This window comes from Chitinibacter sp. S2-10 (assembly GCF_046530675.1).
Lineage (GTDB): Bacteria > Pseudomonadota > Gammaproteobacteria > Burkholderiales > Chitinibacteraceae > Chitinibacter.
Genome location: NZ_CP172558.1, coordinates 3004126 through 3029652, shown reverse-complemented (window position 1 = coordinate 3029652; position 25527 = coordinate 3004126). Strand labels below are relative to the sequence as shown.

General features: G+C 50.6%; 23 protein-coding genes and 1 other RNA gene. 12 read left to right on the top strand and 12 right to left on the bottom strand.

From position 1 onward, the window contains the following. Positions 1-23 precede the first annotated feature (23 nt). The 4 genes from ACG2XO_RS14240 to ACG2XO_RS14225 form a co-directional block, all read right to left on the bottom strand. A complete protein-coding gene (locus ACG2XO_RS14240) occupies positions 24-431 on the bottom strand; it encodes a lecithin retinol acyltransferase family protein (RefSeq protein ID WP_410498654.1) in 408 nt (135 codons plus the stop codon). Between the two features lie 215 nt (positions 432-646). Then, the gene (locus ACG2XO_RS14235) at positions 647-1627 is read right to left on the bottom strand and encodes a hypothetical protein (protein WP_410498653.1); all 981 of its coding nucleotides are present in this window, start codon (positions 1625-1627) and stop codon (positions 647-649) included. Next, positions 1620-2624: a YqaJ viral recombinase family protein gene (locus ACG2XO_RS14230; protein ID WP_410498652.1), complete on the bottom strand. Its 1005-nt coding sequence runs from the start codon at positions 2622-2624 to the stop codon at positions 1620-1622. Before ACG2XO_RS14230 ends, ACG2XO_RS14235 begins: the two co-directional genes overlap by 8 nt. 84 nt (positions 2625-2708) lie before the next feature. Continuing rightward, entirely contained in the window at positions 2709-3662 is a 954-nt protein-coding gene (locus ACG2XO_RS14225) for a DUF932 domain-containing protein (RefSeq protein ID WP_410498651.1), read from the bottom strand. Between the two features lie 176 nt (positions 3663-3838). Between ACG2XO_RS14225 and ACG2XO_RS14220 the strand changes: the two genes are divergently transcribed. The 4 genes from ACG2XO_RS14220 (at position 3839) to ACG2XO_RS14205 (ending at position 7933) form a co-directional block, all read left to right on the top strand. Further along, positions 3839-4543 (top strand): hypothetical protein, encoded by a 705-nt coding sequence (locus ACG2XO_RS14220; protein WP_410498650.1) that lies wholly within the window; start codon positions 3839-3841, stop codon positions 4541-4543. A gap of 90 nt (positions 4544-4633) precedes the next feature. Further along, positions 4634-4894 (top strand): helix-turn-helix transcriptional regulator, encoded by a 261-nt coding sequence (locus ACG2XO_RS14215; RefSeq protein ID WP_410498649.1) that lies wholly within the window; start codon positions 4634-4636, stop codon positions 4892-4894. Continuing rightward, positions 4891-6408: a YfjI family protein gene (locus ACG2XO_RS14210; protein ID WP_410498648.1), complete on the top strand. Its 1518-nt coding sequence runs from the start codon at positions 4891-4893 to the stop codon at positions 6406-6408. Before ACG2XO_RS14215 ends, ACG2XO_RS14210 begins: the two co-directional genes overlap by 4 nt. 628 nt (positions 6409-7036) lie before the next feature. Continuing rightward, positions 7037-7933, top strand: a complete 897-nt coding sequence (locus ACG2XO_RS14205) for an inovirus-type Gp2 protein (RefSeq protein ID WP_410498647.1) — start codon at positions 7037-7039, stop codon at positions 7931-7933. A gap of 237 nt (positions 7934-8170) precedes the next feature. On the opposite strand, the gene ssrA is transcribed toward ACG2XO_RS14205, so the two are convergent. The 7 genes from ssrA to ACG2XO_RS14170 all read right to left on the bottom strand — a co-directional run bounded on the left by ssrA (position 8171) and on the right by ACG2XO_RS14170 (position 13417). Continuing rightward, positions 8171-8532, bottom strand: a transfer-messenger RNA (tmRNA) gene (ssrA, locus tag ACG2XO_RS14200). A gap of 40 nt (positions 8533-8572) precedes the next feature. Beyond that, complete coding sequence (locus ACG2XO_RS14195; protein ID WP_410498646.1) at positions 8573-9235, bottom strand: HAD family hydrolase; 663 nt, start codon at positions 9233-9235, stop codon at positions 8573-8575. Continuing rightward, positions 9232-9933 carry a bifunctional 2-polyprenyl-6-hydroxyphenol methylase/3-demethylubiquinol 3-O-methyltransferase UbiG gene (ubiG, locus tag ACG2XO_RS14190; RefSeq protein WP_410500270.1) on the bottom strand — a complete coding sequence of 234 codons (702 nt, stop codon included), beginning with the start codon at positions 9931-9933 and terminating at the stop codon, positions 9232-9234. The genes ACG2XO_RS14195 and ubiG overlap by 4 nt, the downstream gene beginning before the upstream one ends. Positions 9934-9988: 55 nt before the next feature. Beyond that, a complete protein-coding gene (locus tag ACG2XO_RS14185) occupies positions 9989-11311 on the bottom strand; it encodes a TRZ/ATZ family hydrolase (protein WP_410498645.1) in 1323 nt (440 codons plus the stop codon). Between the two features lie 96 nt (positions 11312-11407). Further along, positions 11408-11596, bottom strand: a complete 189-nt coding sequence (locus ACG2XO_RS14180) for a hypothetical protein (RefSeq protein WP_410498644.1) — start codon at positions 11594-11596, stop codon at positions 11408-11410. A 200-nt stretch (positions 11597-11796) separates the two neighbouring features. Next, the gene (locus ACG2XO_RS14175) at positions 11797-12303 is read right to left on the bottom strand and encodes a hypothetical protein (protein ID WP_410498643.1); all 507 of its coding nucleotides are present in this window, start codon (positions 12301-12303) and stop codon (positions 11797-11799) included. Next, positions 12272-13417 (bottom strand): JmjC domain-containing protein, encoded by a 1146-nt coding sequence (locus ACG2XO_RS14170; RefSeq protein WP_410498642.1) that lies wholly within the window; start codon positions 13415-13417, stop codon positions 12272-12274. Before ACG2XO_RS14170 ends, ACG2XO_RS14175 begins: the two co-directional genes overlap by 32 nt. Before the next feature lie 69 nt (positions 13418-13486). Between ACG2XO_RS14170 and ACG2XO_RS14165 the strand changes: the two genes are divergently transcribed. The 7 genes from ACG2XO_RS14165 (at position 13487) to ACG2XO_RS14135 (ending at position 22664) form a co-directional block, all read left to right on the top strand. Next, on the top strand, positions 13487-13954 hold the full coding sequence (locus ACG2XO_RS14165; protein WP_410498641.1) for a peroxiredoxin: 468 nt from the start codon (positions 13487-13489) through the stop codon (positions 13952-13954). 5 nt (positions 13955-13959) lie between these two features. After that, positions 13960-14439 (top strand): FKBP-type peptidyl-prolyl cis-trans isomerase, encoded by a 480-nt coding sequence (locus ACG2XO_RS14160; protein ID WP_410498640.1) that lies wholly within the window; start codon positions 13960-13962, stop codon positions 14437-14439. 329 nt (positions 14440-14768) lie between these two features. Then, a complete protein-coding gene (locus ACG2XO_RS14155; protein WP_410498639.1) occupies positions 14769-17660 on the top strand; it encodes a ribonucleoside-diphosphate reductase subunit alpha in 2892 nt (963 codons plus the stop codon). Positions 17661-18840: 1180 nt separating this feature from the next. Further along, complete coding sequence (locus ACG2XO_RS14150; protein WP_410498638.1) at positions 18841-19857, top strand: adenosine deaminase; 1017 nt, start codon at positions 18841-18843, stop codon at positions 19855-19857. 14 nt (positions 19858-19871) lie between these two features. Then, the gene (locus tag ACG2XO_RS14145; RefSeq protein WP_410498637.1) at positions 19872-20441 is read left to right on the top strand and encodes a hypothetical protein; all 570 of its coding nucleotides are present in this window, start codon (positions 19872-19874) and stop codon (positions 20439-20441) included. A 49-nt stretch (positions 20442-20490) separates the two neighbouring features. Beyond that, complete coding sequence (locus ACG2XO_RS14140) at positions 20491-21615, top strand: ribonucleotide-diphosphate reductase subunit beta (RefSeq protein ID WP_410498636.1); 1125 nt, start codon at positions 20491-20493, stop codon at positions 21613-21615. Positions 21616-21680: 65 nt separating this feature from the next. Continuing rightward, positions 21681-22664, top strand: coding sequence for a hypothetical protein (locus ACG2XO_RS14135; RefSeq protein WP_410498635.1), 984 nt, complete (start codon positions 21681-21683; stop codon positions 22662-22664). Positions 22665-23711: 1047 nt separating this feature from the next. Here ACG2XO_RS14135 and ACG2XO_RS14130 read toward each other — a convergent pair. After that, entirely contained in the window at positions 23712-23930 is a 219-nt protein-coding gene (locus ACG2XO_RS14130; protein WP_410498634.1) for a hypothetical protein, read from the bottom strand. 282 nt (positions 23931-24212) lie between these two features. Here ACG2XO_RS14130 and ACG2XO_RS14125 point away from each other — a divergent pair, with 282 nt between their 5' ends. Next, the gene (locus tag ACG2XO_RS14125; RefSeq protein WP_410498633.1) at positions 24213-25226 is read left to right on the top strand and encodes a diguanylate cyclase domain-containing protein; all 1014 of its coding nucleotides are present in this window, start codon (positions 24213-24215) and stop codon (positions 25224-25226) included. Positions 25227-25527: the final 301 nt, after the last annotated feature.

Below are 25527 nucleotides of genomic sequence, written 5' to 3'. Positions count from 1 at the left end.
GAAGATCGCGCCAGTACATGCCATCAATCACTGTGCCGCAAGCGAGCCCATTGCGTGGCAGTCACTCCGATGAGGGCTCCGAGCACACAGGGCAAAACCACATGGTTGACCTGTTTGCTTTGAGGCAAGCCTTGAATGCACCAAGTCACGAAGTGCTCGCAGTTATTGAGCAGCAGGTGATACCAGTCTTCTCCCAAACGCGAGAGTGCGCGTTCAATCGTCTGTTCGCGATTAAACATGCGAAACGGATAGGCTTGAATCGTAAAACCCTGGCCTTGGCAAAACGTCGCTAGATCGACAATTTCAATTACCCCGGTATCGAAACGCTTCAGCGCTGAGCCGGAATAATGAATGACTTTGTCCTGATCTATGCAAATACCGTGGTGCGAGTAGCCAGTGCGGCCTGAAATCAAATGATCGCCTTTTTCCATGATGTGAACTCCATAAGTGACGGACAATAAAAAGCCCCAGAATGATCTGGGGCTGGTGTTTAATGAGACGGGCTTACTGTTTCTGATCTTGTACTGCCTTGGGCTCCGGGTAGGGATGACGGGTGCACGGCGGTTGTTTTGATCGACAATACGCTTTGACCCACGTTGAGCAGAGCACACCTGCGGTAAATACGGCAGCAAATGCCAACAGGGTGTTAGTGGTTGAGGGCTGTGCCATTACTGTTGCTCCCTTGGGTAGTGGCGTCATGACCGAGACGCGAAGTTAAAGTTGCTGGCCGGATGGTCTGTTTGGATGGGTCGTTGCGGTTAAGCTTATTGCTGCTTGACGCACTGGGTTTGCTTGCCTGATGCGGCTCGCCTTCGCTATCGGATTCAGGATAAAACTCCTCCAGCATCATCGGTATTTCATCCGCATCATCTTCAAACTGGCCATTGCGCAGCAGCGCTTTTGCCATTGCTTCGAGCTTGCCAATCTCAACGCCAGCCTGTTCAAAGCGCAGCGCTTCACTGCGCGCAAAGCACACGGCTTCAGCCAGACTGTCATCATCACGCAGCGTCAGATCGACGTAGAACACCGGCGCTCGATACGATTGCGTCGTGCTTTTGGCGCGAAGCTTGAGCAGTAACGGCAAGTGCCGCGTATTGCCGCCGCTGACCGCTTCGAAATATTGAAGTCGTGCCGCCAGCGTTCGTACCGAGTTGTAGCCGGTGGTACGAAACATGAATGAGCCCAGTTCGTCGTTCTGACCTTCAACCTGCACATTCAAACGACCATACAGTTTGCAGCCTTTTTCTTGCGCATACTGGCAGCGCTCCGGCGTAGTGCAAGGCACGTCCTCAACACCTTCACCCGAAACCCGCTTGGCACATTCACCATTGCCGACACACAGAGGTCGTCCGGTTTGCCGATCAAATGCACTGAATTCCGCACGCAGATTCAAATCACTGTCGTTGAATAACAGTCGCACCGGAATCACCCGGATCTTGTTATTCGGACTGACTTCGGCCAACTGGGCATGCAGTGGATGCAATAACCAACCGTCTTTACCCTGCACCTGCGTGGTGAGGGTAAAGCTGTCGTCTTTTTCCGGCACCCACTTGTCTTTCTTCTGCACCAGATGCCCGATTGAAATCCGCCCAATCACGGGCGGCGTAATGGCCAGACCTTTAATCATGATGGTGTGCTCCAGAAGGGTTCAGCTTTTTGGGCTGAATCAAGAAACGCCGCGCACCCTCAACCGACTTGCTGTACTGCTGCAGGATTTCAGGATGTTCGGCACTGAGTTTGTCCAGATCGGGCGCGAGCCGATCTTTGGCTTTTTTCCAGCTAATACGGCCTGCAGCGAAGATCGCGGCAGTGGCGGTGCCGAGGGCGTTTTGTAGCCGTTGGCGAATCAGCGCTTCCTTGGCTTCGAACTCTTCCTTGCGCTCACGCAGCTCGATCAAGTTGCTAAACAGCGCATTGAATTCCGCTGATTCAGATAGATCGATGGTTTGCCCATCATCCCGTGGGAATAACCACTGCAATGCAGTGCTGGCATCGTCCGAACCATCAGGGTCAGGCTGAATATCCGCAGTGACGTGTTTCCAGAACTGCGTTTCCAAATGAATCAAATCCGCAATCTTGGCATCGTCACGCTCAATCCGATAAATCCGAAAATCCTGCCCGCCGATCAACACCGCCACATCAGCCCAGGCAAAACCGGTGACGGCAAGCTGATGCAAGACCTGACATTGATAAGCAAGTGGAATACCGTCCTCCCATTGCGCCGCCATGTGATAACTGGCGGTTTTGATTTCCAGTACGCCAGTGCCTTCGGGTTGACCAATTACTTCCCGATCCAGATTGGCCAGCATGAAACGATGCTCGGGGTGCTGCAAAATGGCATTCACTTTGCGCACTTTGTAGCCAGTTCGTTCGGCGTAGACCGAAGCCAATACCGGTTCCAGTACTGTTCCCCATAGCACAGCGGGTTTTTCAGAAAGGTTATCGGGCTGTTTGCGATGCATTTTTTCCAGCCATAGAGTCAGCGGGCTTTTGTACTGCGAAAAACCAATCGCACTGGCGGCATCGGATGAACCTATTCCCAGCTCACGATACTTCAACCATTGCTCACGAGTTAAACCTACTGTCGATGCCAAACGAATGGCTTGGCCGTAACGTTCACGCATGATGAAACCTCCAAAAGCAAAAAGCCCCGCTGGCGAACCAGACGGGGCTTAGTGATCAAAATGAACCGTGTGAAATTGAATCGATTACTGTAGCAGCGCAATCGCTTGATTCAGTGCCTTGCCTTTCAGTTGCGCGCCTTGGCCAAACCACGCGGAATCTAGGCGGTAATCCTGACTGCGTGCACGGCGTTGGTGATCAACAAATTCAGTCACGGAATTGAGTAAACCCCAAGCCGTACCACGACTGCTGGCTAACAAAGACCCCATGCCTGCACCGCTATAAAGGGCGGTAACTTGCTGCATGGCGCGAGATAACGCCGGGCTTTCCATATCGAGCACTTGCTCTTCCAGCACATCACTAAAATATTGCGCTGCTTCTGCGCCTGAAATGGGTCGTTGTGACAATTGCTTCATATTGGCGATGAACTGATCCCAGCCTGACAGACCCAAACCGAGCGCTTCCTTCACCGCTTGCGGATCGAATTTGGTCGAGTGCGGTACTTTGACTGAACCGGTCGAGTCACCGACCGCCATTTGCAACGTGTTATTGCACACCACTCGTACCGAAGTGAATTGCGCTGTGGTACACATCGAGCCATCACAACTGGTCGCCAGTAATAAATACGCCTTCACCTGATCATTACCGCGCAACAGCGCCTCTTGCCCGGTACGCGCCAACGCCCACAGCTTTTTACCACCTTTAAGCACCCCAGCTGTTTCGAGTTCAAAACCACCGGCTTCCACCAGATCTTTATAAAAATGCAGCACTTCCGTCGGCTGCACCACCTGATAGCGAGGTGATACCACCGACAACGGTGCCAACGTATCGGAGCGATACAGCACGCGTGAATCAGCGTGTGAGCGAATGTGCATGCCTGTATCAGCCACATTAAACAGCACATCACTTTGGTTAATCGACCAATCCATACCGGCCTCACGCAGCCAAACATCCAGCGGTTGCTGCTCAGTTAAACGATTGCCTAAACCGTGCCACGGGGTATCACGAACGAAAGCCATAGATTCGACAAGATGGGACATTTGAATTCTCCAGACGTAAAAAAGCCCCGGAGAAACCGAGGCTAGATCAATAGATACAACACGTTTATTTCTATTGAGTGATATAGGTCTGAAAATTTCTAGTCGCTGACTTGATGATTACCTGTAATAATAAGCAAACGCTTATTTACCTGTTGTTGCTCCAAAAGGAATGCAAGATGAGCACTGTATTACCTCAATACCAAAATCAGAGCTTTGTTGATCTATACCGAGCAACCCATGAAGGAACTCAAGATTGCTTCCTCCACTTAACTATTGAGGGCACGGACGAAGAAATGCTTACTGCTCTTGATAAGCTAATGAAGAAATGTCACGGTAATACAGATGAGCTGGATGAAAAAATCTTACGCCTTGGTAAAGAAAAATTTCGCCAGCCAGAGCGAGGCGACCTATTTCTATATGTTGAAACCATTTTCCATGCGCTGTATCTGACAAAAAAATATGCCGATGTGGTAGATGTAAACGCTGCGTGGTTCTATTTGCTACAGGCTCAAAAATGGCTAGGTATCCTTCAGTACATATGTGCAAACGAATGGATAATGCAGCAAAGCCTTAATAAAATAAGCAGCCGAAAAGCACAAAAAGGTGGGGTGGCAAAGAATGAAAAATACAAGCCAATTAAAACTGAGCTACATACGTTACTCAAAGATTCTGTTGAAAAAACCGGCAAGCCATGGAAATCTGCATATGTTGCAGCTGCTAAATTACAAGAGCTGGCTATAGAGATCGCAAGTAGGCATGGTGTCGAGCTTTCTGAGAACTCAGTGCAAACAAGATTACAGGAATGGTTTAACGCCTTTGAAGATCGTGATGCCCTGTTTGCTAGCAAACGCAGAAGTTCTACCACCAAAGTAAGCAGGTGAGCTAGTACACGGATAGTTTCATTTTTTCCTTGAGTTTATCTTGTGGTTGTCGCTCCGGTGACATCCATTTAAAACTCAAGGAAACTAATAATGTCTACTGCACCAAAGCAAATCTGCATTTTACGCCGCAAGCAACTCCAAGTCCGTCTGGGTCTTGCACGATCTACACTCTATGCCAAATTAAATCCCAATAGCGCATCCTATGATCCCACATTCCCCCGACCCTTTAAGCTTGGCGCCGGTGCCCGCCTTGTTGGGTGGCTAGAGTCCGATGTCGAGGCATGGATTCTGCAATGTGCAAATCCAACATCTGTCACCAACGATGAAGATTTGGTTGGAGGTGCAGCATGAGCCATGTCAACTCTGCCCTTCAAAACAACTTTTATACACAGTGGTTGCCTCGTCGCACACGCCGGTATGTCGAACAAATTAGCAAAAAAACGGGGGCGCCAATCCCAATGATTGTTTTGATGTTATTGACGGCCTACTCAGAAGCTGGCCAAGGGGTCTATGATCTTCAAATGCCGGATGGGAGTATTAGCCCCCTAGGACTTTATTGCTTAGTGATTGCAGAATCAGGCGAAGGCAAAAGTGCAGTATTGGATTTGACCCGGAAAGCCATTGTCGAGCTTGAGCATGAACTAGCGGATCAATACAACGCACGCATCCAACAATTCACTGTGGATGAGAAAATTTGGAAAACAACTGATGATGCGTTGGCTAGAGAGTTAGCTCAGGCAGTTCGCAAGGAAAACCCTACCGAAGGAGTTATTCAACGCATCAAGCAACATCAGGAAACAAGGCCCAAAAAACCGAGGTTGATCAAATTTAGCTATAGCAAATTTACCCCAGAAGCATTCTTATTAGGGTTGAAAAACAACTGGCCCAATGCTGGTATTGATCTTGATGAAGCGAACATGTTCTTTAATGGCCGTGCTGCCAATGATTTATCTCCTCTGCTCCATGGTTGGGGTGGCAAAAACCTTAGTAAAGACACGAGTGCAGAGCATACCACCGTCTTTGTAAAGTCACCTCGCATTGCTGGTGTGTTTGCATTGCAAAATTCGGCGTTACAGTCTTACTTTGATCGTCGTTCAGGTGAAGCGCGAGGACTTGGTCTCTGGGCTCGTTTCCTTGTATGTCAACCGGAAAGTACTCAAGGGTTTAGGGATATTGAGAGTCTAAGCTTAGCAATTCCAGAGCTTGATTCGTTTCATGAGCGAATGCGTGCCCTCATACTCAGTAGTATTGGACCTGATAGCGAACCTGTTGAGCGGCAACTATTGCGTTTCGATCCGGGTGTGGCTGAATTTTTAATAGAGCTCGGCCAAAGAATTGAAACTTCAATGGCTCCCGATGGCCCGCTATTAAAAGCTAAAGATCATGCTTCAAAGAAAATTAGAAATATAATGCGCGTCGCTGCTGCCTTAACTTTATTTGAAACAGATGGAAAAGAAATTAAGAAAGAATTTGTGGAGTCGGCAGAGAAAATAATGGACTACTGCTCTATTGAATTTTTAAAAATATTTACAGAGCCAGATAAACCAAGCCAGTTACATCAAGATGCTGAGGCTCTCTGGAAATGGATGGATAAATTTGCAAGAAAATATGACAATCGTTACATCCTAAAGTCTGAACTTTTGAAATTGGTTGTCCCAACTCGGCTAAGAAGCGTTAATGAATTAGACCCTGTTATTAAGTACTTGGTTGAAACAAAAAAGATAATATGGGGTAGTTATGGCTTTCATGGTTTGAGCTATGTAGATCTAGAACCAATGAAAAGCTGGAATCAAATGGCACTAGAGGCCGCTATCAATCGATATCGCTACCCCCGTAAGAAAACACGCTCATTTCGGGAGCTTTAAGGGTATTTGGATGATGCGAATATGCGGTTATTGCTAATGTTCGCATGGAACGCGTTCATTCTGGAGCGCTGTTTATTCTTCTTTGCTTTTATCTTGCACGGTTCTGTCTTTATTCTTCTTCGTGGCTCCCGAGGTATGGGGGCCATTTTTTTCAGTTAGATTGAACTTTGGATGTAATAAATTTGGATAATTTAATTGTTAAAATTAATACTAAGTATGTACATCAGTAAAGTCCTAAATTGCTCCGTCTGGCAAGAGAATTGAGTTGATATGCTTTCAGAATGTAATATAGTTTGGTTTTACTCTGGTTGCGGTTATTAATGTTATATGTAATATGTATTGATTATATCAATGTGGCTGGTTTGCCTGTGATGACAATTAAGAAGTTACATTGGCAATCATCAATAATAACACTGATAAATAAATATTAACTAGAATAATTATTATGGATGTAACATCAGGGTTCATCATGCTATCTACTCAATCACTAATAAGCCAATCGAATAAAATTGAACAAGCACATCATAGTGCATTGAGCTTACAAATACTTAATTTATCTGAATCATCGATGACGCTAATTGATCATGGTTGTGTAGCCATTTCCACTTTGTCAAAGGTCGAGAAGATAATGAAACAAATTCAATCGACGAGTGAATCGCCTTTTGAGGCTTGTGTTGCGGCAAGGGGTTTAGTCCAATTGAAGATCAACCACCTCGGTAAGCTGTTTAGTACATTGGCTCGGCTACCTTCAGAGAAAGTGCTGAGCCAGAGTCTTCCCAAAAAAGCATTCAGTCCAAATGCAGAGTTATTATTAGCAATGTTAGAGGGGCAGGAATGGCGATATGTTGATCCACACTACATGATGTTTGATGGTCGTAAAGCAGCGTTTCACTTTAATGATTTTATCGAATGTGTACGAGCCGCGTCCTTCCAGCCAAAGTTTAAAAAGAAAGTCGCATGTTGGGATGGTCTTGCCAGTAAAAATCACCAGGGAGCCGCCCAATATCTGTGGCGCGTGTTGAATAAATACAAACGTCTTCGCGTAGTACGATTAGACCTTACCTACCAACTAAACTCTCCTGAGCGACACGATGAAGTACTGTGCAAGAAGCACTTTAAACGCTTTACGGAGAACCAACGACATAAGAGGCGGTTATTCAAGCATGTCGTAGGGTTTGTCTGGCGAATGGAATACGGCAAGGAAATGGGGTTCCATTACCACTGGATACTATTGTTTGATGGTGATCATGTTTGGAAAGAGGAATGGTACGCTGATCAAATTGGGAAATACTGGAAAGAAGTGATCACTGCAGGCCAAGGTGCTTTTCATAATTGCAACCGTGCAGCCAGAATCAATGGTCATCGAGACAGCCCATACTATGGTCTTGGTGAGCTGAAGCTGAATGATCGTCAAAAATTCGACGTAGTGTGTAAGAACGTTATTGGTTATTTGACCAAGGTGGACGGATTAACGCAGTTGGTCGGAAGAGAAGGCAAAACATTTGGGCGAGGCATAATGCTTTAGAAAGTGTATTGGCTAGCCTTAATCCCAGCCAAGAGAGAAACAGGGCAGGGCAAGTACGATGGGCTACACCAGTTTGGTTTCTATCAAACTCTGAAGAATATTTAAAGTGTAAATGTATGTCTAGCTTGATCCAAGATTTGCCAAAGTAAGCCGACTTTGGATGGTGCACTGAATGGTACACTGCATCAGAATTGAAAAAATAAAGCCCTGAATAATCAGGGCTTTATTGTATTTTGTTGGTGGAGGTGGGGGGAGTTGAACCCCCGTCCAGAAGCACTCTACAGTGAGTTCTACATGTTTAGCCGTATCATTTGGGTTTTAACTCCCTTTCACGCCGATGGGCAGGCTTGAGGAGAGCGAGTCACCTTGATTTAACCTTGACCCAAGTAACCCGAATCAAAGCGATCCCATCTAAATGACTCTGCAGCCGGTTTTACCCGACCCGCCCGATGGGCCTTGCGGTGCAGAGTCTAGCTTAAGCAGCTAGAGCGTAAGTTTCGTCGTTTGCGACTATAGTTTTTCAGTTGTTTTTACGGGCAGCTGAGACCCCGACATGCCCTCATCCGCTTTGCAACCCCTGTCGAAACCATGGCACCCCCGGTTTTTACAGCTGTCTTCATGCGAAGTGAAGAATGCCGATTATACCTCGCTTTGCCCCAGATGAACCAGCAATTCCAGCGGGTGATTGATATTCAAATCAGCCCCCCAGCTGGCGGTGTCATCAAACTCGCTGATATAGCCGTAGCTGGCGAGCACGGTTTTCATGCCGACTTTGCGGCCTGCTTCGATATCGCGTTCGGCGTCGCCGACATAGAGGCAATGCGCCGGATCAACGCCCAGCTCGGCTGCCGCGTGCAGCATCGGTTTGGCATCTGGCTTGGGTATGCCCACAGTATCACCGGAAACACAGGTCTGTGGCGCAATAGGTAGGGGGAGTAATTGCACCAGCGGGTCGGTAAAGCGCATCGGCTTATTGGTGATAATCCCCCATTGCAGACCGCGCGAATCGATTTCGCGAATCAGCTCGGTAATGCCGTCAAACAGCGTGGTGCCTTCGCAAATGCCTTGCTCGTAATGATCGAGAAAACGCTCGCGCAGCGCGCAAAATTGCGCGTCTTGCGGCGTAATGCCAAAGCCGAGTTCGAGCAGGCCGCGTGCGCCATGGCTGGCGACAGGGCGGATGGCGTCCATGCTTTGTGCGGCGCGACCTTCTTCGACCAGCAGGCGATTGAGCGCGGCGCCCAGATCGGGTGCGGTATCGGCGAGTGTGCCGTCCAGATCAAATAAAACGGCTTTGATCATGCTGCGCTGCCTTTGCGGGTGGCAACGAGGTAATTAACGTCGGTGTCGTCGGCGAGTTTATACACTTGTGTGAGCGGATTGAATGTCATGCCGGTCAGTGCAACGGTATCGAGACCTGCAGTGCGCGTCATGCGCGCCAGCTCGGATGGCTTGATAAATTTATCGTAATCATGCGTGCCGCGTGGCAGCATATTGAGCACATATTCGGCACCGACGACGGCGAGCAGATAAGCCTTGGCGTTGCGGTTCAGCGTAGAGAAAAACACCCAGCCGCCGGGTTTGACGAGGCGCGCACAAGCGGCGACGATGCTGGCGGGCGAGGGAACATGTTCGAGCATTTCCATGCAGGTAACAACGTCGTAACTTTCCGGCTCCAGCTCGGCGAGCTCTTCGACGGGGATTTGGCGGTAATCGACCTGTTGGCCGGACTCAAATAAATGTAGTTTGGCGATTTTGAGCGATTTTTCCGCCAAATCAATGCCAGTGACTTGGGCGCCGCGCTCTGCCAGACCTTCGGACAAAATCCCGCCGCCGCAACCGACGTCGAGGATTTTCAGGCCTTTGATTCCCGCGTGTTGCTCAATAAAGCCGATTCGCAGTGGGTTGATTTCGTGCAGCGGCTTGAATTCGCTGCTTTTATCCCACCATTTATGCGCGAGTGCGGAGAATTTGGCGATTTCAGCTTCATCAACATTGATGGATTCTTTATTGGGGGTATGTGTCACAACGCTAATTCCTATCTATGTTACGTGGCTATACAGTCTGAATTTTTGCTTGCCAATGGCGAGTGATGCTGTGAATTTCGGCCAGATTGAGGCTTTGGTGCTCATGCTGGCGATAGACATGACGACCGGCGATCCAGACGTCGCTGACTTGCGTGCGATCAACTGCGTAAACCAGATGCGAAACCGGATCGTAACATGGTTGCGTGCCACTTGCTGAGAGGTCGACGGCGCACAGGTCGGCCTGTTTGCCGACTTCAAGGCTGCCGATTTGATCTTGCAAACCCAGGGCGAGTGCGCCGTTGAGTGTCGCCATTTCGAGTGCCTGCCAGGCCGGAATCGCTTCCGGATTGCCGCTTTGGCCTTTGGCCAGTAACGCAGCAAGTCGCAACTCGGCCCACATATCGAGTTTATTATTGCTGGCCGCACCATCGGTGCCGATGCCGACATTGATTCCGGCCTTGAGCTGATCGTGAACGCGCGCCAGCCCCGATGCCAGTTTGAGATTGCTCGCCGGATTGTGTGCGATATGCATGCCTTTTTTTGCCAGCAGTGCAATTTCAGCGTCGGTGGTGTGCACCATATGCGCGGCAACGAGCGGGCTGTCGAGCAGGCCGAGTGCGGCGAGTCGCTCAAGTGGCCGCACACCAAACTCCTTGAGGCTGCTGGCGATTTCATCGGCAGTTTCGTGAATATGGCAATGAATGCCCAGATCTAGCTGGTCCGCCAGCGTGATGATGCGCTCGAAGGTGTGATTGCTGACCGTATAAGGTGCATGCGGTGCCAGTGTGAACTGAATCAGATTTTCACCTAAAAATTCATCGCGACTTTTCAGGGCTTTGCCGATGTAATCGTCGGCATTGCTGGCGTACGGGGTTGGGAATTCCAGGATCGAGCAGCCGACGGTCATCCGAAAGTGCGTGTCCAGCGCAGCGCGTGCGACGGCACTGTGATGAAAATACATGTCATTGCAGCAGGTTGTGCCACCGGCAATCATTTCGGCAATCGCGAGACGTGTGCCGTCAAAAACAAATTCATCCGAAACATGCGCACCTTCGGCTGGCCAGATATGTTCTTGTAGCCAGCGCATCAACGGCAAATCGTCAGCAAAGCCGCGCAGCAAGGTCATTGCCGAATGCGCGTGCAAATTAATCAGCCCGGGCATGAGCGCGTGATCGGGTAAATGAATGAGCTGGGCTTGCGGATAGGCGGCGAGTGCGTCGGCTTTGGGTGTGAGTGCAATGATGCGTTCGTTTTTAATGACCAAAGCGTGGTCGGTGTAGACGGTTTGACGTGGCAGAACGGGGATAATCCAGCGCGGGATTAAAATCTGAGTAGCGATTTGAGCTGACATGATGGCGTGTACGGATCGAATGAAGGATTATTTTACGCCAGAAATGCAAAAAGCCGACCTTGCGGTCGGCTTTTCTTAGTAATCGGTAAGACCGAATTACTGAGCAGCAGAAGCAGCAGAAGCAGCTGGAGCAGAAGCTTCAACAGCAGAAGCTTCAGCAACAGGAGCAGAAGCTTCAACTACAGCAGAAGCTTCAACTACAGCAGAAGCAACTTCAGCTGGTTTTTCGCCACAAGCAGACAAAGCAGCAGCCAACAGAGCAGCAACGATCAGAGTTTGTTTCATTTTGAAATCCTTTAAATATTAAGGTTTGAATTAACTTACAAATGACAACTGGCGTATGACCAATTATCTAAATCCACTTCGGTGTGTTTTTGTTTCACAACCAACGCTGCGAATTCTAATCAGCTGCCCAGTAAATTGCTAGTGCACAAGCGGGTTTTACGCAGGGTAAACTGCTACTTCATGTAACGTCGTGTACGTCCTTATAAATCAAAGCGTTGCAGCGAGCTGGCCGGTTCGGACTGTTCCCAGAGTGTTGCAAATTGCTGTTGCAATAGCGCCGCATATTTTGCATCCTGTGCCAATTCACCCCGATACCAGTCGTAATGATGACGAATTAAATAATGGCTTTGATCGGCGAGCATCCAGCCTTTTTGCCCATATTGCACATATTCGGGAATGACACGAATTTCAATTAAATGGGCAAACCGGTCGCGTAATTGCAAAAAGCGTGGGCAATGCCCGGCCAGATAGTCGGTATTGCTGGCCAGCAGTTGCAGGCGGCCCGGTGAGGCTTGCGAGAAAAAATCCCACAAAATCTGCTGATTAGCCCGGCTACCCAGATCGCATTCGGCGAAATCTTTTTCGCAGAGCTGAAGGGTATGCCTTGCTTGGCTAATGATAGCAATCACTGCAGAGCGATACCCTTGGAGTGTATCGAAAGTGCTGCTGGTGGCGTCATTGCTCGGTGGCAGGGTGGAGGTAGCCATATTCGTGATAGGTATACAGTAGGTCAATCAATTCGTCGGAATACTGCGCTGCAGGCAAGGTACGATCATCGGCCAACTGGCGCAAGGCGGTCAGATCGGCCGGGCTGGCATCATCGAACTCGATGAGCTCGCCATTGATAAATAAGGCCTCGTCCGAGTAAATCATCTGGCTTTTCAGATCGAGTCTGATGCCGTATTCGCCGAGCGCCTCGGCAAAGCCGTCAAATTCGAGCGGCGCGGCGTGGTCAAAAAATACATGCGGTTTGGGCTCGGAAAAATAACGACCGATAAACTGGCGCACAATATTGTCGTCCCATTTCACCTGTTGCAGCATCTGGCTGATTTGCGCGACAAAGGCGTCGTCAATTCTGGCTGGCGTGCTGGTCGGCTTGGCATCGGGGTCGCTATACATGCCATTCAGGCAAATCTCATCCTGCAAAAACTCCAGAAACTTGGTTGCCATTTCCTGTGTTTTTGGGGCTCTAAAACCCACCGAATAAGTCATTCCGGGGGTGAGGGCGACGCCGTAATGCGCATATTTGGGCGGCAGATACAGCATGTCTCCATGCTCCAGAATCCATTCCTGCTCTGGGTTGAAATCTTTCAGTACACGGATTGGTGCATCTTCAATAAAACCCGAGGCATCGTCGCTGGAAATTTGCCAGCGCTTCTGTCCGCCGACTTGCAATAAAAATACATCGTAGGAATCGTAGTGCGGCCCGACGGTGCCGCCCGGTGGCGCGTAGGAAATCATCACATCGTCCAGTCGCGTATAGGGCAGGAAATTGAATTGATACAGGTAGTCGGCAATATGCGGAACCAGATGGTTCACATTCTGTACCAGAATCGTCCAGTCGCTTTCGGGCAGGCGATTAAGCCGTTGCTGGCTAAACGGACCGTGTTCAAGCTTCCAGCGGCCATTTTGATGCTCGATCAAACGCGATTCGACATCGTCGCGCTGGGCAAACTCGGCGAGCCGAGCCAAGTCGATCAACTCTGGGAAGTGAGTCCAGGCTTGCCGGATCAGCAATGGTTTTTTCTGCCAGTATTCACTCAAGAATTGCTCGGGTGTCAAATTGCCCAACAGTGCGGAGTCGAAAGGTGTTTTAGGCATGGCTTGCAGCTATATATATAAAAAAGGATGCCGCTATTATCGCACCGAAGCCGACTGATTGGAGATGCCATGCTGAATGTAGGCGAATTAGCCCCTGACTTTTCTTTGCCCGATGCCGCGATGGAGATGGTGACGCTGAGTGACTTTCAGGGCAAGAAAAACGTCGTGTTGTACTTTTTTAACAAAGACCATACGCCCGGAGGCATTGTTGAGGCGGTTGAATTTTCTGATCGGGTTGACGCATTTGCGCAATGTGAAACGGTTATCCTCGGTGTCAGTCTGGATGACTGTCTGGCGCATGATAGTTTTATTGACGAACAGGGTTTGGCGTTTGATCTGTTGTCCGATACCGAGGTTGAAATCAGCCGTCTTTATCATGCGGTGCACGAATGGGAGGCGCAGGGCATGGTAAGATGCGGAATAGAGCGCTCGACATTCGTGATTGATAAATCGGGCGTCATCCGACATGCTTTCTATCACGTCACACCCAAAGGCCACGCGGCCGAAATTTTGAACCTTGTAAAACAGCTAGGATAAACACTATGCAAATCGCCAAAAATTCCGTTGTTACACTGACTTATGAAATGTACGACGCTGAAGGCAATCAAATCGACAAAACCGAAGAACCGATTGCTTATCTGCACGGCGGTTATGACAATATTCTGCCGCTGGTGGAAGAAGCGCTGCATGGCAAAGTGCTGGGTGACAGCATCGAAGTGACGATGTCAGCGGATGATGCATTTGGCGAATTCGACCCTGAGTTGGTTCGTGAAGAAGAAAAAGACAGCTTCCCACCGGAAGTTGCGGTTGGCATGATGTTCGAAGCGGATGATCCTGAAACGGGTGAAGTTATCCTGTTCCGCGTGACCGAAGTGGAAGGAAACCGTGTGACTGTTGATGGAAATCATCCATTTGCCGGCATGAATATCCGTTTCGCAGCCAAAGTAATTGGCGTACGCGAAGCGAGCGCTGAAGAGCTGGCGCACGGCCACGTTCATGGCGAACACGGTCATCACCACTAAGACTGCTTGAGCCTGGCTCACGCTGTATACAAAAAGGCGGATTTTTCCGCCTTTTTGCATTTCTGGACGCCCTGACCGTGCGGAGCGAATGTTGCAATCTTGCAACTGACTGTCATCAAATTATCAATGGCGCTTGGCGTAAATATTCAGGCAAAGCTTGGCTTTGCTCAAAACAGCCTTCCGTCCATCTGCTAGCACAGCTGTTGCCTGTTGCACCAGAGCCCCTCTTTCCCCTAGTATTTGTGCCAACAAGCTGATTGAGACACAAGATGTAGTGTTTCTTCACAAACTATACACACACTTATACACAAAGCCTTGAGGACCTGTGCATGTACGCCACGCTCGACAGTACCCCAGCTAGCCGCTCTGATAACACCCCGATCCAGACGCCATCACATGATGTTGCCCACTATGCCAACTATAAAACCATTCGTCGTAATGGTTCGGTCGTGCCGTTTGAGCCATCAAAAATTTCGGTAGCGGTCACCAAAGCATTTATTGCGGTACAAGGCAGCCATGCAGCCTCAAGTGCTGCGGTTCGCGAACAGGTATCCCACCTGACCGATGCGGTGGTCAACGCGCTGATGCGTCGTAAACCCGAAGGTGGTGCGATTCATATTGAAGACATTCAGGATCAGGTCGAGCTGGCGCTGATGCGTTCGGGCGAGCATGACGTGGCGCGTGCCTATGTCCTGTATCGCAGTGAGCGTCAGCGTGAACGTGATGCGGCGCGTCACGAAGGTGAACCGGAACAGCACGCCATCAATGTGCTGTTTGAAGATGGCAGCAGCCGTCCGCTCGATTTGAGCAAACTCAAAGCGCTGATCGCTTCGGCTTGTTCAGGTCTGGAGCAATACACCGACCAGAATCTGATTCTGGCTGAAACGCTGAAAAATCTGTACGACGGTGTTCCGGCCGAAGAAGTTCGCAAATCGGCGATTCTGGCTGCGCGGACTTATCTTGAAACCGATCCGGCCTATGGTCTGGTGACTGCGCGTCTGTTGCTCAATTCAATCCGTCGCGAAGTGCTCGGTGAAGAAACCAGCCACGAAGACATGGCGAGCACTTACGCCAGCTATTTCCCGCGCTACATCAAAAAAGGCATCGAAGCCGAATTGCTCGATGAAAAACTGGGTCAGTTCGATCTGGAAAAATTGGCCGCCGCGCTTGATCACAACCGCGACTACCAATTCGGCTACCTCGGCCTGCAAACTTTGTATGACCGTTATTTCCTGCACATCGACGAGCGTCGCATCGAATTGCCGCAAGTGTTTTTCATGCGCGTCGCAATGGGTCTGGCACTCAATGAAATCCACCGTGAAGAGCGGGCGATTGAGTTTTACAACGTGCTGTCGAGCTTTGACTTTATGTCATCGACGCCAACGCTGTTCAATTCAGGTACGCGTCACAGCCAGATGTCGAGCTGCTACCTGACTACCGTGCCGGATGATCTGGATGGCATTTTTGAAGCACTCAAAGAAAACGCGCTTTTGTCTAAGTTCGCCGGTGGTCTGGGCAATGACTGGACTTCAGTGCGCGCGATGGGCAGCCATATCAAAGGCACTAATGGCAAATCGCAAGGTGTCGTGCCATTCCTGAAAGTCGTCAACGACACCGCCGTAGCCGTGAATCAGGGCGGTAAACGTAAAGGTGCGGTCTGCGCTTATCTGGAAACTTGGCACGCCGACATCGAAGAATTCCTCGAGTTGCGCAAAAACACCGGTGATGACCGTCGCCGCACGCACGACATGAATTCGGCCAACTGGATTCCTGACTTGTTTATGAAACGTGTCATGGAAGGCGCGAACTGGACACTGTTCAGCCCGTCCGAAGTGCCTGATCTGCACGATAAAGTCGGTAAAGCTTTCGAAATCGCCTATACCAACTACGAAGCCAAAGCTGCACGCGGCGAAATGCGCGTGGCCAAAACGATTCCGGCATTGAGCCTGTGGCGCAAGATGCTGACGATGCTGTTTGAAACGGGTCACCCATGGATCACGTTCAAAGACCCATGCAATATCCGTAGCCCGCAGCAGCACGTTGGCGTCGTTCACTCGTCGAACCTGTGTACCGAGATCACGCTCAATACCAACGATGAAGAAATCGCCGTATGTAATCTGGGCTCGATCAATCTGTACAACCACCTGAAAAACGGTGAGCTCGATGCCGAGAAACTGTCGCGCACCGTGAAAGTCGCGATGCGCATGCTCGATAACGTCATCGACATCAACTTTTATCCGGTTCGCAAAGCACGTACGTCGAATCTGAAACACCGTCCGGTTGGTATGGGCATCATGGGCTTCCAGGACTGTCTGCACGCGCTGCGTATTCCGTATGCATCGGATGCTGCGGTTGAGTTTGCCGATGTGTCGATGGAAACCGTGGCGTATCACGCTTACTGGGCTTCGACCGAGCTGGCGCAAGAGCGCGGCATTTACGCCAGCTACAAAGGCAGCTTGTGGGATCGCGGTATTCTGCCGCAAGACTCGCTGCGCCTCTTGGAAGAAGAACGCGGCGGCTACCTTGAAGTGGATCGCAGCTCGCGTCTGGACTGGACGATGCTGCGCGACCGCATTGCCGCCTACGGCATGCGCAACTCGAATTGTCTGGCAATCGCGCCAACGGCGACGATTTCCAACATCATCGGCGTTGACGCGTGTATCGAGCCGACTTACCAGAATCTGTTCGTCAAATCGAATCTGTCTGGCGAGTTTACCGTCATCAACGAACATCTGGTTCGTGATCTGAAAGCGCGCGGTCTGTGGGACGAAGTGATGGTGTCCGATCTGAAATACTTCGATGGTTCGGTACAGCGCATCGACCGCATTCCGGAAGACCTCAAAGCGCTGTATGCCACTGCATTCGAAATGGATCCGAAATGGCTGGTTGAAGCGGCAAGCCGTCGTCAGAAATGGATCGATCAAGCGCAGTCGCTCAATATCTATATGGCCGGTGCATCGGGCAAGAAACTGGACGAGCTGTACAAGCACGCCTGGTTGCGCGGTCTGAAAACGACTTATTACCTGCGTACTCTGGCAGCCACAGCCGCCGAGAAATCGACGGGTCGTGGCGGCGAACTGAATGCCGTTCCGGTTGATGGCGGTTACAACGCGGCGGCTGCGGCGCAAGCAGCGATTGCGGCAGCAGCAGTGGATAACACGCCAGCGACCGATGCGAAATTCTGCTCGATTGATAATCCAGATTGCGAGGCGTGCCAGTAATCATTAGATTCAAGCAGATACCTAGTTGGGTATCTGCTTGAACTTATTCTAGTGATCGTTGTTTAGAGATATACCCATCGCTGCCGTTGTACGGTGGCGATATTTAAAATAATTGCGGCAGTTATTTTAAGTATCGCGAGATGGAAGAGTGTTGGCTCATTGAATTTGAAGCATATCTCTTGATTGGAGTTGCCGCCTGCGGCCCTCCGGGCCACTAGCCTTAGGCCACGGTCTACTCTAAGGCAACAAGTTGCCAAGCTACGCCACGCCACGCCTCGGTCGGTCGCGAGCCAAACGGTACGGCTATTTGTCTCGCTCCACTCGCTCGGCGATGGGCGACAGGGGATTTAAGCCTTAGCCCAATCCGAGTAGTTCTGTTGCTGGTGGGTATATGCTTGTAGGCTTTATTGAAATTGATTTGTATTGATATACCCTCGGTGCCGCTATGCGGCACTGATATTTAAAGTGATTCATTTGAGTGGTTTTAAATATTGGTGATCCCGATTGAATACATAGTGCAAAACCGCGCTGGCAAGGTATCAAGGCCGTAACCCGCCATCCTGCAGGTCAATGGGTATATGGCTGTAGATTAGGTAGATGTTGCTCTGTATTGATATACCCTCGGTGCCGCTATGCGGCACTGATATTTAAAGTGATTCATTTGAGTGGTTTTAAATATTGGTGATCCCGATTGAATACATAGTGCAAAACCGCGCTGGCAAGGTATCAAGGCCGTAACCCGTCATCCTGCAGGTCAATGGGTATATGGCTGTAGATTAGGTAGATGTTGTTCTGTATTGATATACCCTAGGCGCCGCTGTGCGGTACTGATATTTAAGATGCTTCTTGGAGGTAAGGCCGTTCACTTAAATTGATACGCTGTAAGTTCCCCCCTTCGACGAAGGGGGGCTAGGGGGGATTTAGCAACGTTTGGGCGTCTTTGCCGCTTGAAATATTGTCAAATCCCCCTCAATCCCCCTTTTACAAAGGGGGAGGCGAAAGTCAAATTCCTTAAGTGAACAGGATTAGTTCTTGGAGTCGTTTTAAATATCGGTGATCCCGATTGAATACAGAATGCAAAAGCACGCTGGCAGGGCGTGAGGCCGAAGCTAGTACTGGCGTACAGCAAGGTCGAACAACGCGGCCAGCGTGTTTTTGCTTAAACTTTTAAGGAATGATTGTGACCCAACACCCGCTCGATACGCTGATTACCCGCCTGCCCAAAGCAGAGCTGCATTTGCATATCGAAGGCTCGCTCGAGCCGGAGATGATGTTCGCGCTGGCGCAGCGCAATGGTGTGAGTCTGCCGTATGCCGACGTGGCGGCGGTGCGGGCTGCGTATCAGTTTGATAGCTTGCAATCCTTTCTTGATCTCTATTACGCCGGGGCATCGGTGCTGCTCACCGAGCAGGATTTTTACGATTTGACCTGGGCTTACCTCGAAAAAGCCCACGCTGACAATATCGTTCACACCGAAATTTTTTTCGATCCGCAAACGCATACCGCACGCGGCATTGATTTTGCTGTGCCGCTCGCCGGTATTCGCCGCGCCTTGGCCGACGGTGAGGCTCAGTTAGGAATCACGTCCAAACTGATCATGTGTTTCCTGCGTCATTTATCCGAAGCAGATGGCTTTGCGACGCTTGAGCAAGCACAGCCTTATCTCGCTCAAATCGACGGCGTGGGTCTGGATTCGAGCGAACTGGGCCATCCGCCGAGCAAATTTGCGCGGCTGTTTGCGCGTTGCGCCGAGCTGGGTTTGCCTGCTGTCGCACACGCCGGTGAAGAAGGCCCGGCCAGCTATATCTGGGAAGCGCTTGACCTACTCAAATCGCGCCGCATCGATCACGGCGTCCGTTGCACCGAAGACCCGATTCTGGTTCAGCGTTTGGCGGCTGAGCGTATACCACTGACCGTTTGCCCGTTGTCGAATCTCAAGCTGTGCGTGGTGAATGATCTGGCACAGCACAATTTGCGTGAGCTCCTGGCCGCTGGTCTTTGTGCAATGGTCAATTCGGACGATCCGGCGTACTTTGGGGGATATCTGAACACCAATCTGCTCGCCTGTCGTGCCGCACTGAACTTGACGCAAAACGAGATTGTCCAACTGGTTCGTAACAGTTTTGAAGCGAGCTGGCTGAGTGCGCAGGCGAAACAAAACTGGCAACAGCGCATTACCCAAATGCTTAATCCTTAATAAGGATATTGATCATGAAAAAGCTATTTCTCATTATTTTGCTTGGTGCTCTCAGCGCTTGCGTGAGTAACCCTAGCGCGAATTACAATGTGATGCAGACTGTGGAAAATGGGCGACTGGTTCCGCAGGCTGGCACCGGGATCGCGATTGTTTCGCTGACATTTACGACGCTGGATCGGGATACCGCCGAAGCCGATTTACAGATTGACGGGGTTAATGGCCGCACTGCGCTCAAAGCCCGTTTGCCGAGTGATTATATTCGCTCGCAAAGCAATGATGCCGATCCGATGGGGCGGGTGTTTGTGGTATCGCTACCGGCTGGCAATTACGCACTGAGCCGTGTAGTCGGCAACTGGTTGATGCACGGTTCGGGCGAGCGCAACTATGTCAACGTTGAAACCAATAAGCCCTTTTCGATTAAAGCTGGTGAGGTGGTTTATCTCGGCGAAGTGCATCTGGATATGAACTTCCAGTCGACTGTGCAATACAAGCAAAACAGCACCCGCGACTTTCACCATGTACAACGCCGCCATGACGTGACCGATTTTAGCAATGTAAAAAACCAGCTACTGGGTAGCCAGTAACGCCTGATTAAACTCATTTGTACTTAATTTTTAAATAGAAGGACACCCCATGCTCAGTTTTGACGACGACGTTCTCGACCGCCCGGCCGCGCCTGCACCAGCCGCAATCCCGGCTCAAGCAATTCCTGCCGCGCCGCAGGCTGCTGCCCATGCTATTCCGCCGCGCATCACTGCGGACGACAAGCGCGTGATCAACGGTACGACTGACGTTAACCAGCTCGTGCCGTTCAAGCACAAATGGGCATGGGAAAAATACCTCGCGCAGTGCGCCAACCACTGGATGCCGCAAGAGGTCAACATGCAGCGCGACATCGAGCAATGGAAAACCGGCCAATTATCGGAAGACGAAATGCGTCTGGTGAAACGTAACCTCGGCTTCTTCGTGACAGCCGATTCGCTCGCTGCCAACAACATCGTGCTCGGCACCTACCGCCAAATCACCAGCCCGGAATGCCGCCAGTTCCTGCTGCGTCAGGCTTTTGACGAAGCGATCCACACGCACGCGTATCAATACATCGTCGAATCGCTCGGCCTCGACGAAGGCGAAGTCTTCAACGCCTACAACGAAGTCAAATCGATCCGCGACAAAGACCTGTTCCTGATGCCCTTCATCGACGTGCTGACCGACCCGTCGTTCAAAACCGGCACGCTGGAAACCGACCAGGCGCTGCTCCGCTCGATCATCGTTTTCGCCTGCATCATGGAAGGCCTGTTCTTCTACGTCGGCTTCGTGCAAATCCTCGCGCTCGGCCGTCAAAACAAAATGACCGGCGCCGCCGAGCAGTATCAATACATCTTGCGCGACGAATCAATGCACTGCAATTTCGGTATCGACCTGATCAACACGATCAAAATGGAAAACCCGCAATTGTGGACTGACAGCTTCAAGGCCGAGATCACCAGCCTGTTCCACAAAGCCGTCGAGCTGGAATACGCCTACGCCGAAGACACGATGCCACGCGGCGTATTGGGTCTGAATGCGTCGCAATTTAAGGAATATCTGCGCTTTATCGCTAATCGCCGTATGCAGCAGATCGGTTTGAATGAGTTGTTCCCCGGTGTGACGAATCCATTCCCGTGGATGTCGGAAATGATTGATTTGAAGAAAGAGAAGAATTTCTTTGAGACCCGCGTGACTGAGTATCAGACGGGTGGGGCATTGAGCTGGGATTAAGCGCTTGTCTTTCTAATTAACAATGCAAAAGGTCGCCAAGTGCGGCCTTTTTTGTGGTATTCAATATGCTTGATTCAAGTATCGTTATATTGCTTAGCTTTTTTTTAGGTGCTGTATTTTTAGCTGTGTTTTTTTTGGCTTTTCGTATTGATGGCTTTTTTTGGATCTTGTTGAAGTCGGTTTTTTGTTTTTGTAAGTTTTGGCTGAATTTTTTTTCTGAAACTAAGATTTTTTTGTGGATGAAGTTAGTAGTTGGTAAGTTTAACGACTTTGTTTTTGATCGGGTTGATTCCAGTAAATATACAAACATTGTCTTGTGGTCTTGGCTGGTTTTTGCCCCTTTGCTTTATATCGTTTTCTCACGAGAATATGTTGATCCATTCTTTGAGGTGGCTATTTTTATTTTAACCGGAGGATTTTCATTTTTTGTCATCGCTTTTTTTATATCTGAGTTAGCTTTTGTAAAGGCTCTTGTAGATAACTTGGCAGTAAGGGCATTTGCTCTTGTGGTTTTTTTGTGCCTTTTATGGGTGTCTAAAGTATCAACCTCGCAGATGTTAAATTCTGCATATGCTGTTAGCTCATATAATTTTCCTTATGCTATGTCTGCGGGTGTATTTATAAAAACATTTGGCTTTCTCTCTCTTCCATTTGTTTTTCTAGCTATCTTTTTTGAAATTGTGATGCTATTTACGCCCAGTCTAGCGGGGAAAGGATTTAGAGGTAGAGTGAGATTTGTGTTGTTCGTGGGCTCTGCATTTTTAATGTTATATTTCTCATCTCTTAGTGCTTCATATGTCGGTCTTTCAAATAAAACTAAATTCTTTATAGTTAGAATGGCTTACGATTTCGATTTTGTTTCTAAATTTAGGTGTGAGCTCACCAATAGTGATGAATATAAAGTGGCTTATGTTGGTGACTCTCAAAATCGCGCTATCTATGTAAAGAAATTACCAAATATCACAAAATCTGTAAGATCGTTAAGTGCTAGTGAGCTCGAAAAATATATGCCATCAGTGCAAAACACGCGATTGGTTAATTGTAACTGACTGAGCTATAGGTACGCTTAGCGAAGCGTATTCGTACGAACAAAACCTCCGGATTAATTTCGGCGGTTTTGTTTTATGCGCCTTTGGCGCGATATTTTCAATGCGCGTTCCGCCGCGCTAACGGGAAGGGGGATTTGCTTCTGCAAACCCCCCTTCACCCCAAAGCAGCCCCCGGCATCTGCGCGGGCTGCGCCCGTGCCCTCGCTGCGGACGAACGAGGCGGCGGCTGCGCGACTTGGCCTTCGGCCTTCGAACAGTGCTCGCCGAAACCCCGCCCCGTTCGTTCCTCGCTCGGCTTGATGCAGGGGAATCCATGTCACTCCACCATTGCAGATACTAACTACCTGTATGTTTAGCCAGAAGTTGCTGGTATTGATTTTGGTTGATATACCCCCATGCAATTAGTACGGATTGCCCGTGGAGCCGCGCCGTTCGGGAGGCGGTTGGCAAGGTTTTAAGACGCGGCTGTTTGAGCGTTGCGACGCTAGCGCAACGCGAGTTCCCGCGTCGCCTTGCCAATTGCCGGACGGACGGGGTTTCGCGGCGATCGGGCGCGCGAGGGTTGCAAGGGGCGAGCAAGACGCCCCTTGCTCGTCTGGCCGGCGAAACGGCCGGTTCACCGCCTGCTTAGCAGGCCATGCAATCGCAAAATCACCACCCGACTTACACTCGACATCGCAGCAGAGAAATCACCGCAGCCCTACCATTGCGGCATATACATGCCTAGGTGTTGCTCTGAAGGTCAATCTTGATCTTGTTTTGATTGATATACCCCTGTCACCACTTAGAACGGATTGCCCGTGGAGTCGCGCGAGGGTTGCAAGGGGCGAGCAAGACGCCCCTTGCTGGCCTTAGGCCACGGCCTTCGCTATGGCAACAAGTTGCCAAGCTACGTCACGTCGTCCGGCGGGCGAAACCGCCGGTTTACCGCCTGCGCCAGCAGGCTTGGCTCAGCAAAGAAAAGTAAGTGCCGCGGCGCATAGCCGCCAATGCCGCTTGATTCATCACATGACCGTCGGATAACGCCTTCGGCTCATCCGACCTACACTACTTCACGCGCTGTGATGGCGTCGGCGAGGGCGGGGTGCAGTTGGCGTCTTTGAATGGCCCCTTGAACAGCCGCCAGCCTTCACCCGGCGAGGTTTGGGCGCAAACGAGCTTGCCGTCGAGCTTGCTGGCCCACAAATGCCACGGCGCCGGGGCGGCCTGTGCGACCAGTACGCTGAGCGACAGAACGGCGGCGCTGATTCCCGGTTTGATTTTCATCGATGATTCCTTTGCCCGGTGCGGTGTGCACAAAATAAGCGTGCTCAGGGCGATTATGCGCTGGCCGGATCGCAGTGACTAGCGCCGGCCTGTGCCGCTGATTGGATGCGCAGATTTAATGCGTCGGCAGCGCGCATTTTCAGCGCCTTTTTCGTTCGTCGCATTGGCGCGAAAACCGGAGCGGCAGCTCTGGAATTAGTTCAGACGCTGTAGCATACTTACAAAGTAGAGGTCGGTACGACCCGTTTGTAAGCCCCATCCAGATTGAAACGGATTTCGAATATGTCGAAAAATCTCATTCCCATCCTGTCCAGCGCACTGGGATCGGAAAAAACCTTTGAAGGTCTGGTGCGGCAGTTACTGTCGATGCTGGAGCTGGTGACCGATCTTGAATCGACGTATCTGACGCAGATCGATCTGGAGCAGGGCTTGCAAAGTATTCTGTATGCCAGAAACAGCAAGTCGATGACGATTCCGGAAGGTTTGTCGGTGCCCTGGGGCGATACCTTGTGCAAACGCGCGCTGGAAGAAAACACACCGTATACCAACGATGTCGCGCATTGCTGGGGCGATTCGGATGCGGCGCGGGTGCTGGGGATCGCGACTTATGCGAGTACGCCGATTTATCTGGAAGATGGCAGCCTGTATGGCACTTTGTGCGCGGCCAGCTCGGAGACAAAACCGCTGACGCCCAAAGGGCTGCAGTTTTTGCAGCTGTTTGCCCAGCTGATTGCGCAATACGCGCAAAAAGAGCAGCTATTGCAGCAATTGCAATCGGCCAATTCGGCGCTGCAGACGTATTCATACACCGATGCGCTGACCGGCTTGCACAACCGGCGGGCAATTTTCGAGGAGTTTGCGCGGATGTTTGCGCAGGCGCAGCGCAACGAGCAACACGTTGTCATCGCCTTTATCGATCTGGACGGTTTCAAGCAGATCAACGATGTGTACGGGCACGATGCCGGCGACGCTTTCCTGATTGCAGTGGGGCAGCGGCTCACCGACGGATTGCGCGCAGGCGATTTGCTGGGCCGGCTGGGCGGCGACGAATTTGTCGTCGGCGGCCTGGTGTCTGCGCCTGCACTGGAAGTCGCCGAAGTCATTTCAGCCATCAGGGCGCGGATCGCGCCGCTGCTGCTGGGTAATTACGATCTGGGCTCGGCCCAGCTGGTGTATCAGGGCGCCAGCATCGGCGTGGTCATGGTCGATCCGCATACGTCTACGCCGCAAGACGCTATCCAACTGGCCGACGCCGCGATGTACGCTGACAAGAAATACCGCAAGCACAGCCACTAGCCGCTGCGGCACTCTAGGGTCTTATCGCCGAAGGCATTGCGCCGCAGGGTGTTTGGCGGATTGCCGCTTCGCGTCGGATACCCTCTATCGATTGAATACAAACCGCTGGATTGATGCTGGCGGTTTTGTTTTATGCGCCTTTGGCGCGATGTTTTCAATGCGCGTTTCCCGCAGGGGGATTTCCGTTGTCGTGCTGCGACAGTTGACGGAACAATGCCACCCATCGCCAGCTTTAGTCTATGGCCAATGCTAAAGCAGTAAACCGCCAAGCTACGGTATGTCTCGCTCGGCGCAGTTGCGG

Bases quoted from the DNA above. Each gene is read 5' to 3' on its own strand.
- ACG2XO_RS14240 (WP_410498654.1), bottom strand. From the start codon at position 431: ATGGAAAAAGGCGATCATTTGATTTCAGGCCGCACTGGCTACTCGCAC.
- ACG2XO_RS14235 (WP_410498653.1), bottom strand. From the start codon at position 1,627: ATGATTAAAGGTCTGGCCATTACGCCGCCCGTGATTGGGCGGATTTCA.
- ACG2XO_RS14230 (WP_410498652.1), bottom strand. From the start codon at position 2,624: ATGCGTGAACGTTACGGCCAAGCCATTCGTTTGGCATCGACAGTAGGT.
- ACG2XO_RS14225 (WP_410498651.1), bottom strand. From the start codon at position 3,662: ATGTCCCATCTTGTCGAATCTATGGCTTTCGTTCGTGATACCCCGTGG.
- ACG2XO_RS14220 (WP_410498650.1), top strand. From the start codon at position 3,839: ATGAGCACTGTATTACCTCAATACCAAAATCAGAGCTTTGTTGATCTA.
- ACG2XO_RS14215 (WP_410498649.1), top strand. From the start codon at position 4,634: ATGTCTACTGCACCAAAGCAAATCTGCATTTTACGCCGCAAGCAACTC.
- ACG2XO_RS14210 (WP_410498648.1), top strand. From the start codon at position 4,891: ATGAGCCATGTCAACTCTGCCCTTCAAAACAACTTTTATACACAGTGG.
- ACG2XO_RS14205 (WP_410498647.1), top strand. From the start codon at position 7,037: ATGAAACAAATTCAATCGACGAGTGAATCGCCTTTTGAGGCTTGTGTT.
- ACG2XO_RS14195 (WP_410498646.1), bottom strand. From the start codon at position 9,235: ATGATCAAAGCCGTTTTATTTGATCTGGACGGCACACTCGCCGATACC.
- ACG2XO_RS14185 (WP_410498645.1), bottom strand. From the start codon at position 11,311: ATGTCAGCTCAAATCGCTACTCAGATTTTAATCCCGCGCTGGATTATC.
- ACG2XO_RS14180 (WP_410498644.1), bottom strand. From the start codon at position 11,596: ATGAAACAAACTCTGATCGTTGCTGCTCTGTTGGCTGCTGCTTTGTCT.
- ACG2XO_RS14175 (WP_410498643.1), bottom strand. From the start codon at position 12,303: ATGGCTACCTCCACCCTGCCACCGAGCAATGACGCCACCAGCAGCACT.
- ACG2XO_RS14170 (WP_410498642.1), bottom strand. From the start codon at position 13,417: ATGCCTAAAACACCTTTCGACTCCGCACTGTTGGGCAATTTGACACCC.
- ACG2XO_RS14165 (WP_410498641.1), top strand. From the start codon at position 13,487: ATGCTGAATGTAGGCGAATTAGCCCCTGACTTTTCTTTGCCCGATGCC.
- ACG2XO_RS14160 (WP_410498640.1), top strand. From the start codon at position 13,960: ATGCAAATCGCCAAAAATTCCGTTGTTACACTGACTTATGAAATGTAC.
- ACG2XO_RS14155 (WP_410498639.1), top strand. From the start codon at position 14,769: ATGTACGCCACGCTCGACAGTACCCCAGCTAGCCGCTCTGATAACACC.
- ACG2XO_RS14145 (WP_410498637.1), top strand. From the start codon at position 19,872: ATGAAAAAGCTATTTCTCATTATTTTGCTTGGTGCTCTCAGCGCTTGC.
- ACG2XO_RS14140 (WP_410498636.1), top strand. From the start codon at position 20,491: ATGCTCAGTTTTGACGACGACGTTCTCGACCGCCCGGCCGCGCCTGCA.
- ACG2XO_RS14135 (WP_410498635.1), top strand. From the start codon at position 21,681: ATGCTTGATTCAAGTATCGTTATATTGCTTAGCTTTTTTTTAGGTGCT.
- ACG2XO_RS14130 (WP_410498634.1), bottom strand. From the start codon at position 23,930: ATGAAAATCAAACCGGGAATCAGCGCCGCCGTTCTGTCGCTCAGCGTA.
- ACG2XO_RS14125 (WP_410498633.1), top strand. From the start codon at position 24,213: ATGTCGAAAAATCTCATTCCCATCCTGTCCAGCGCACTGGGATCGGAA.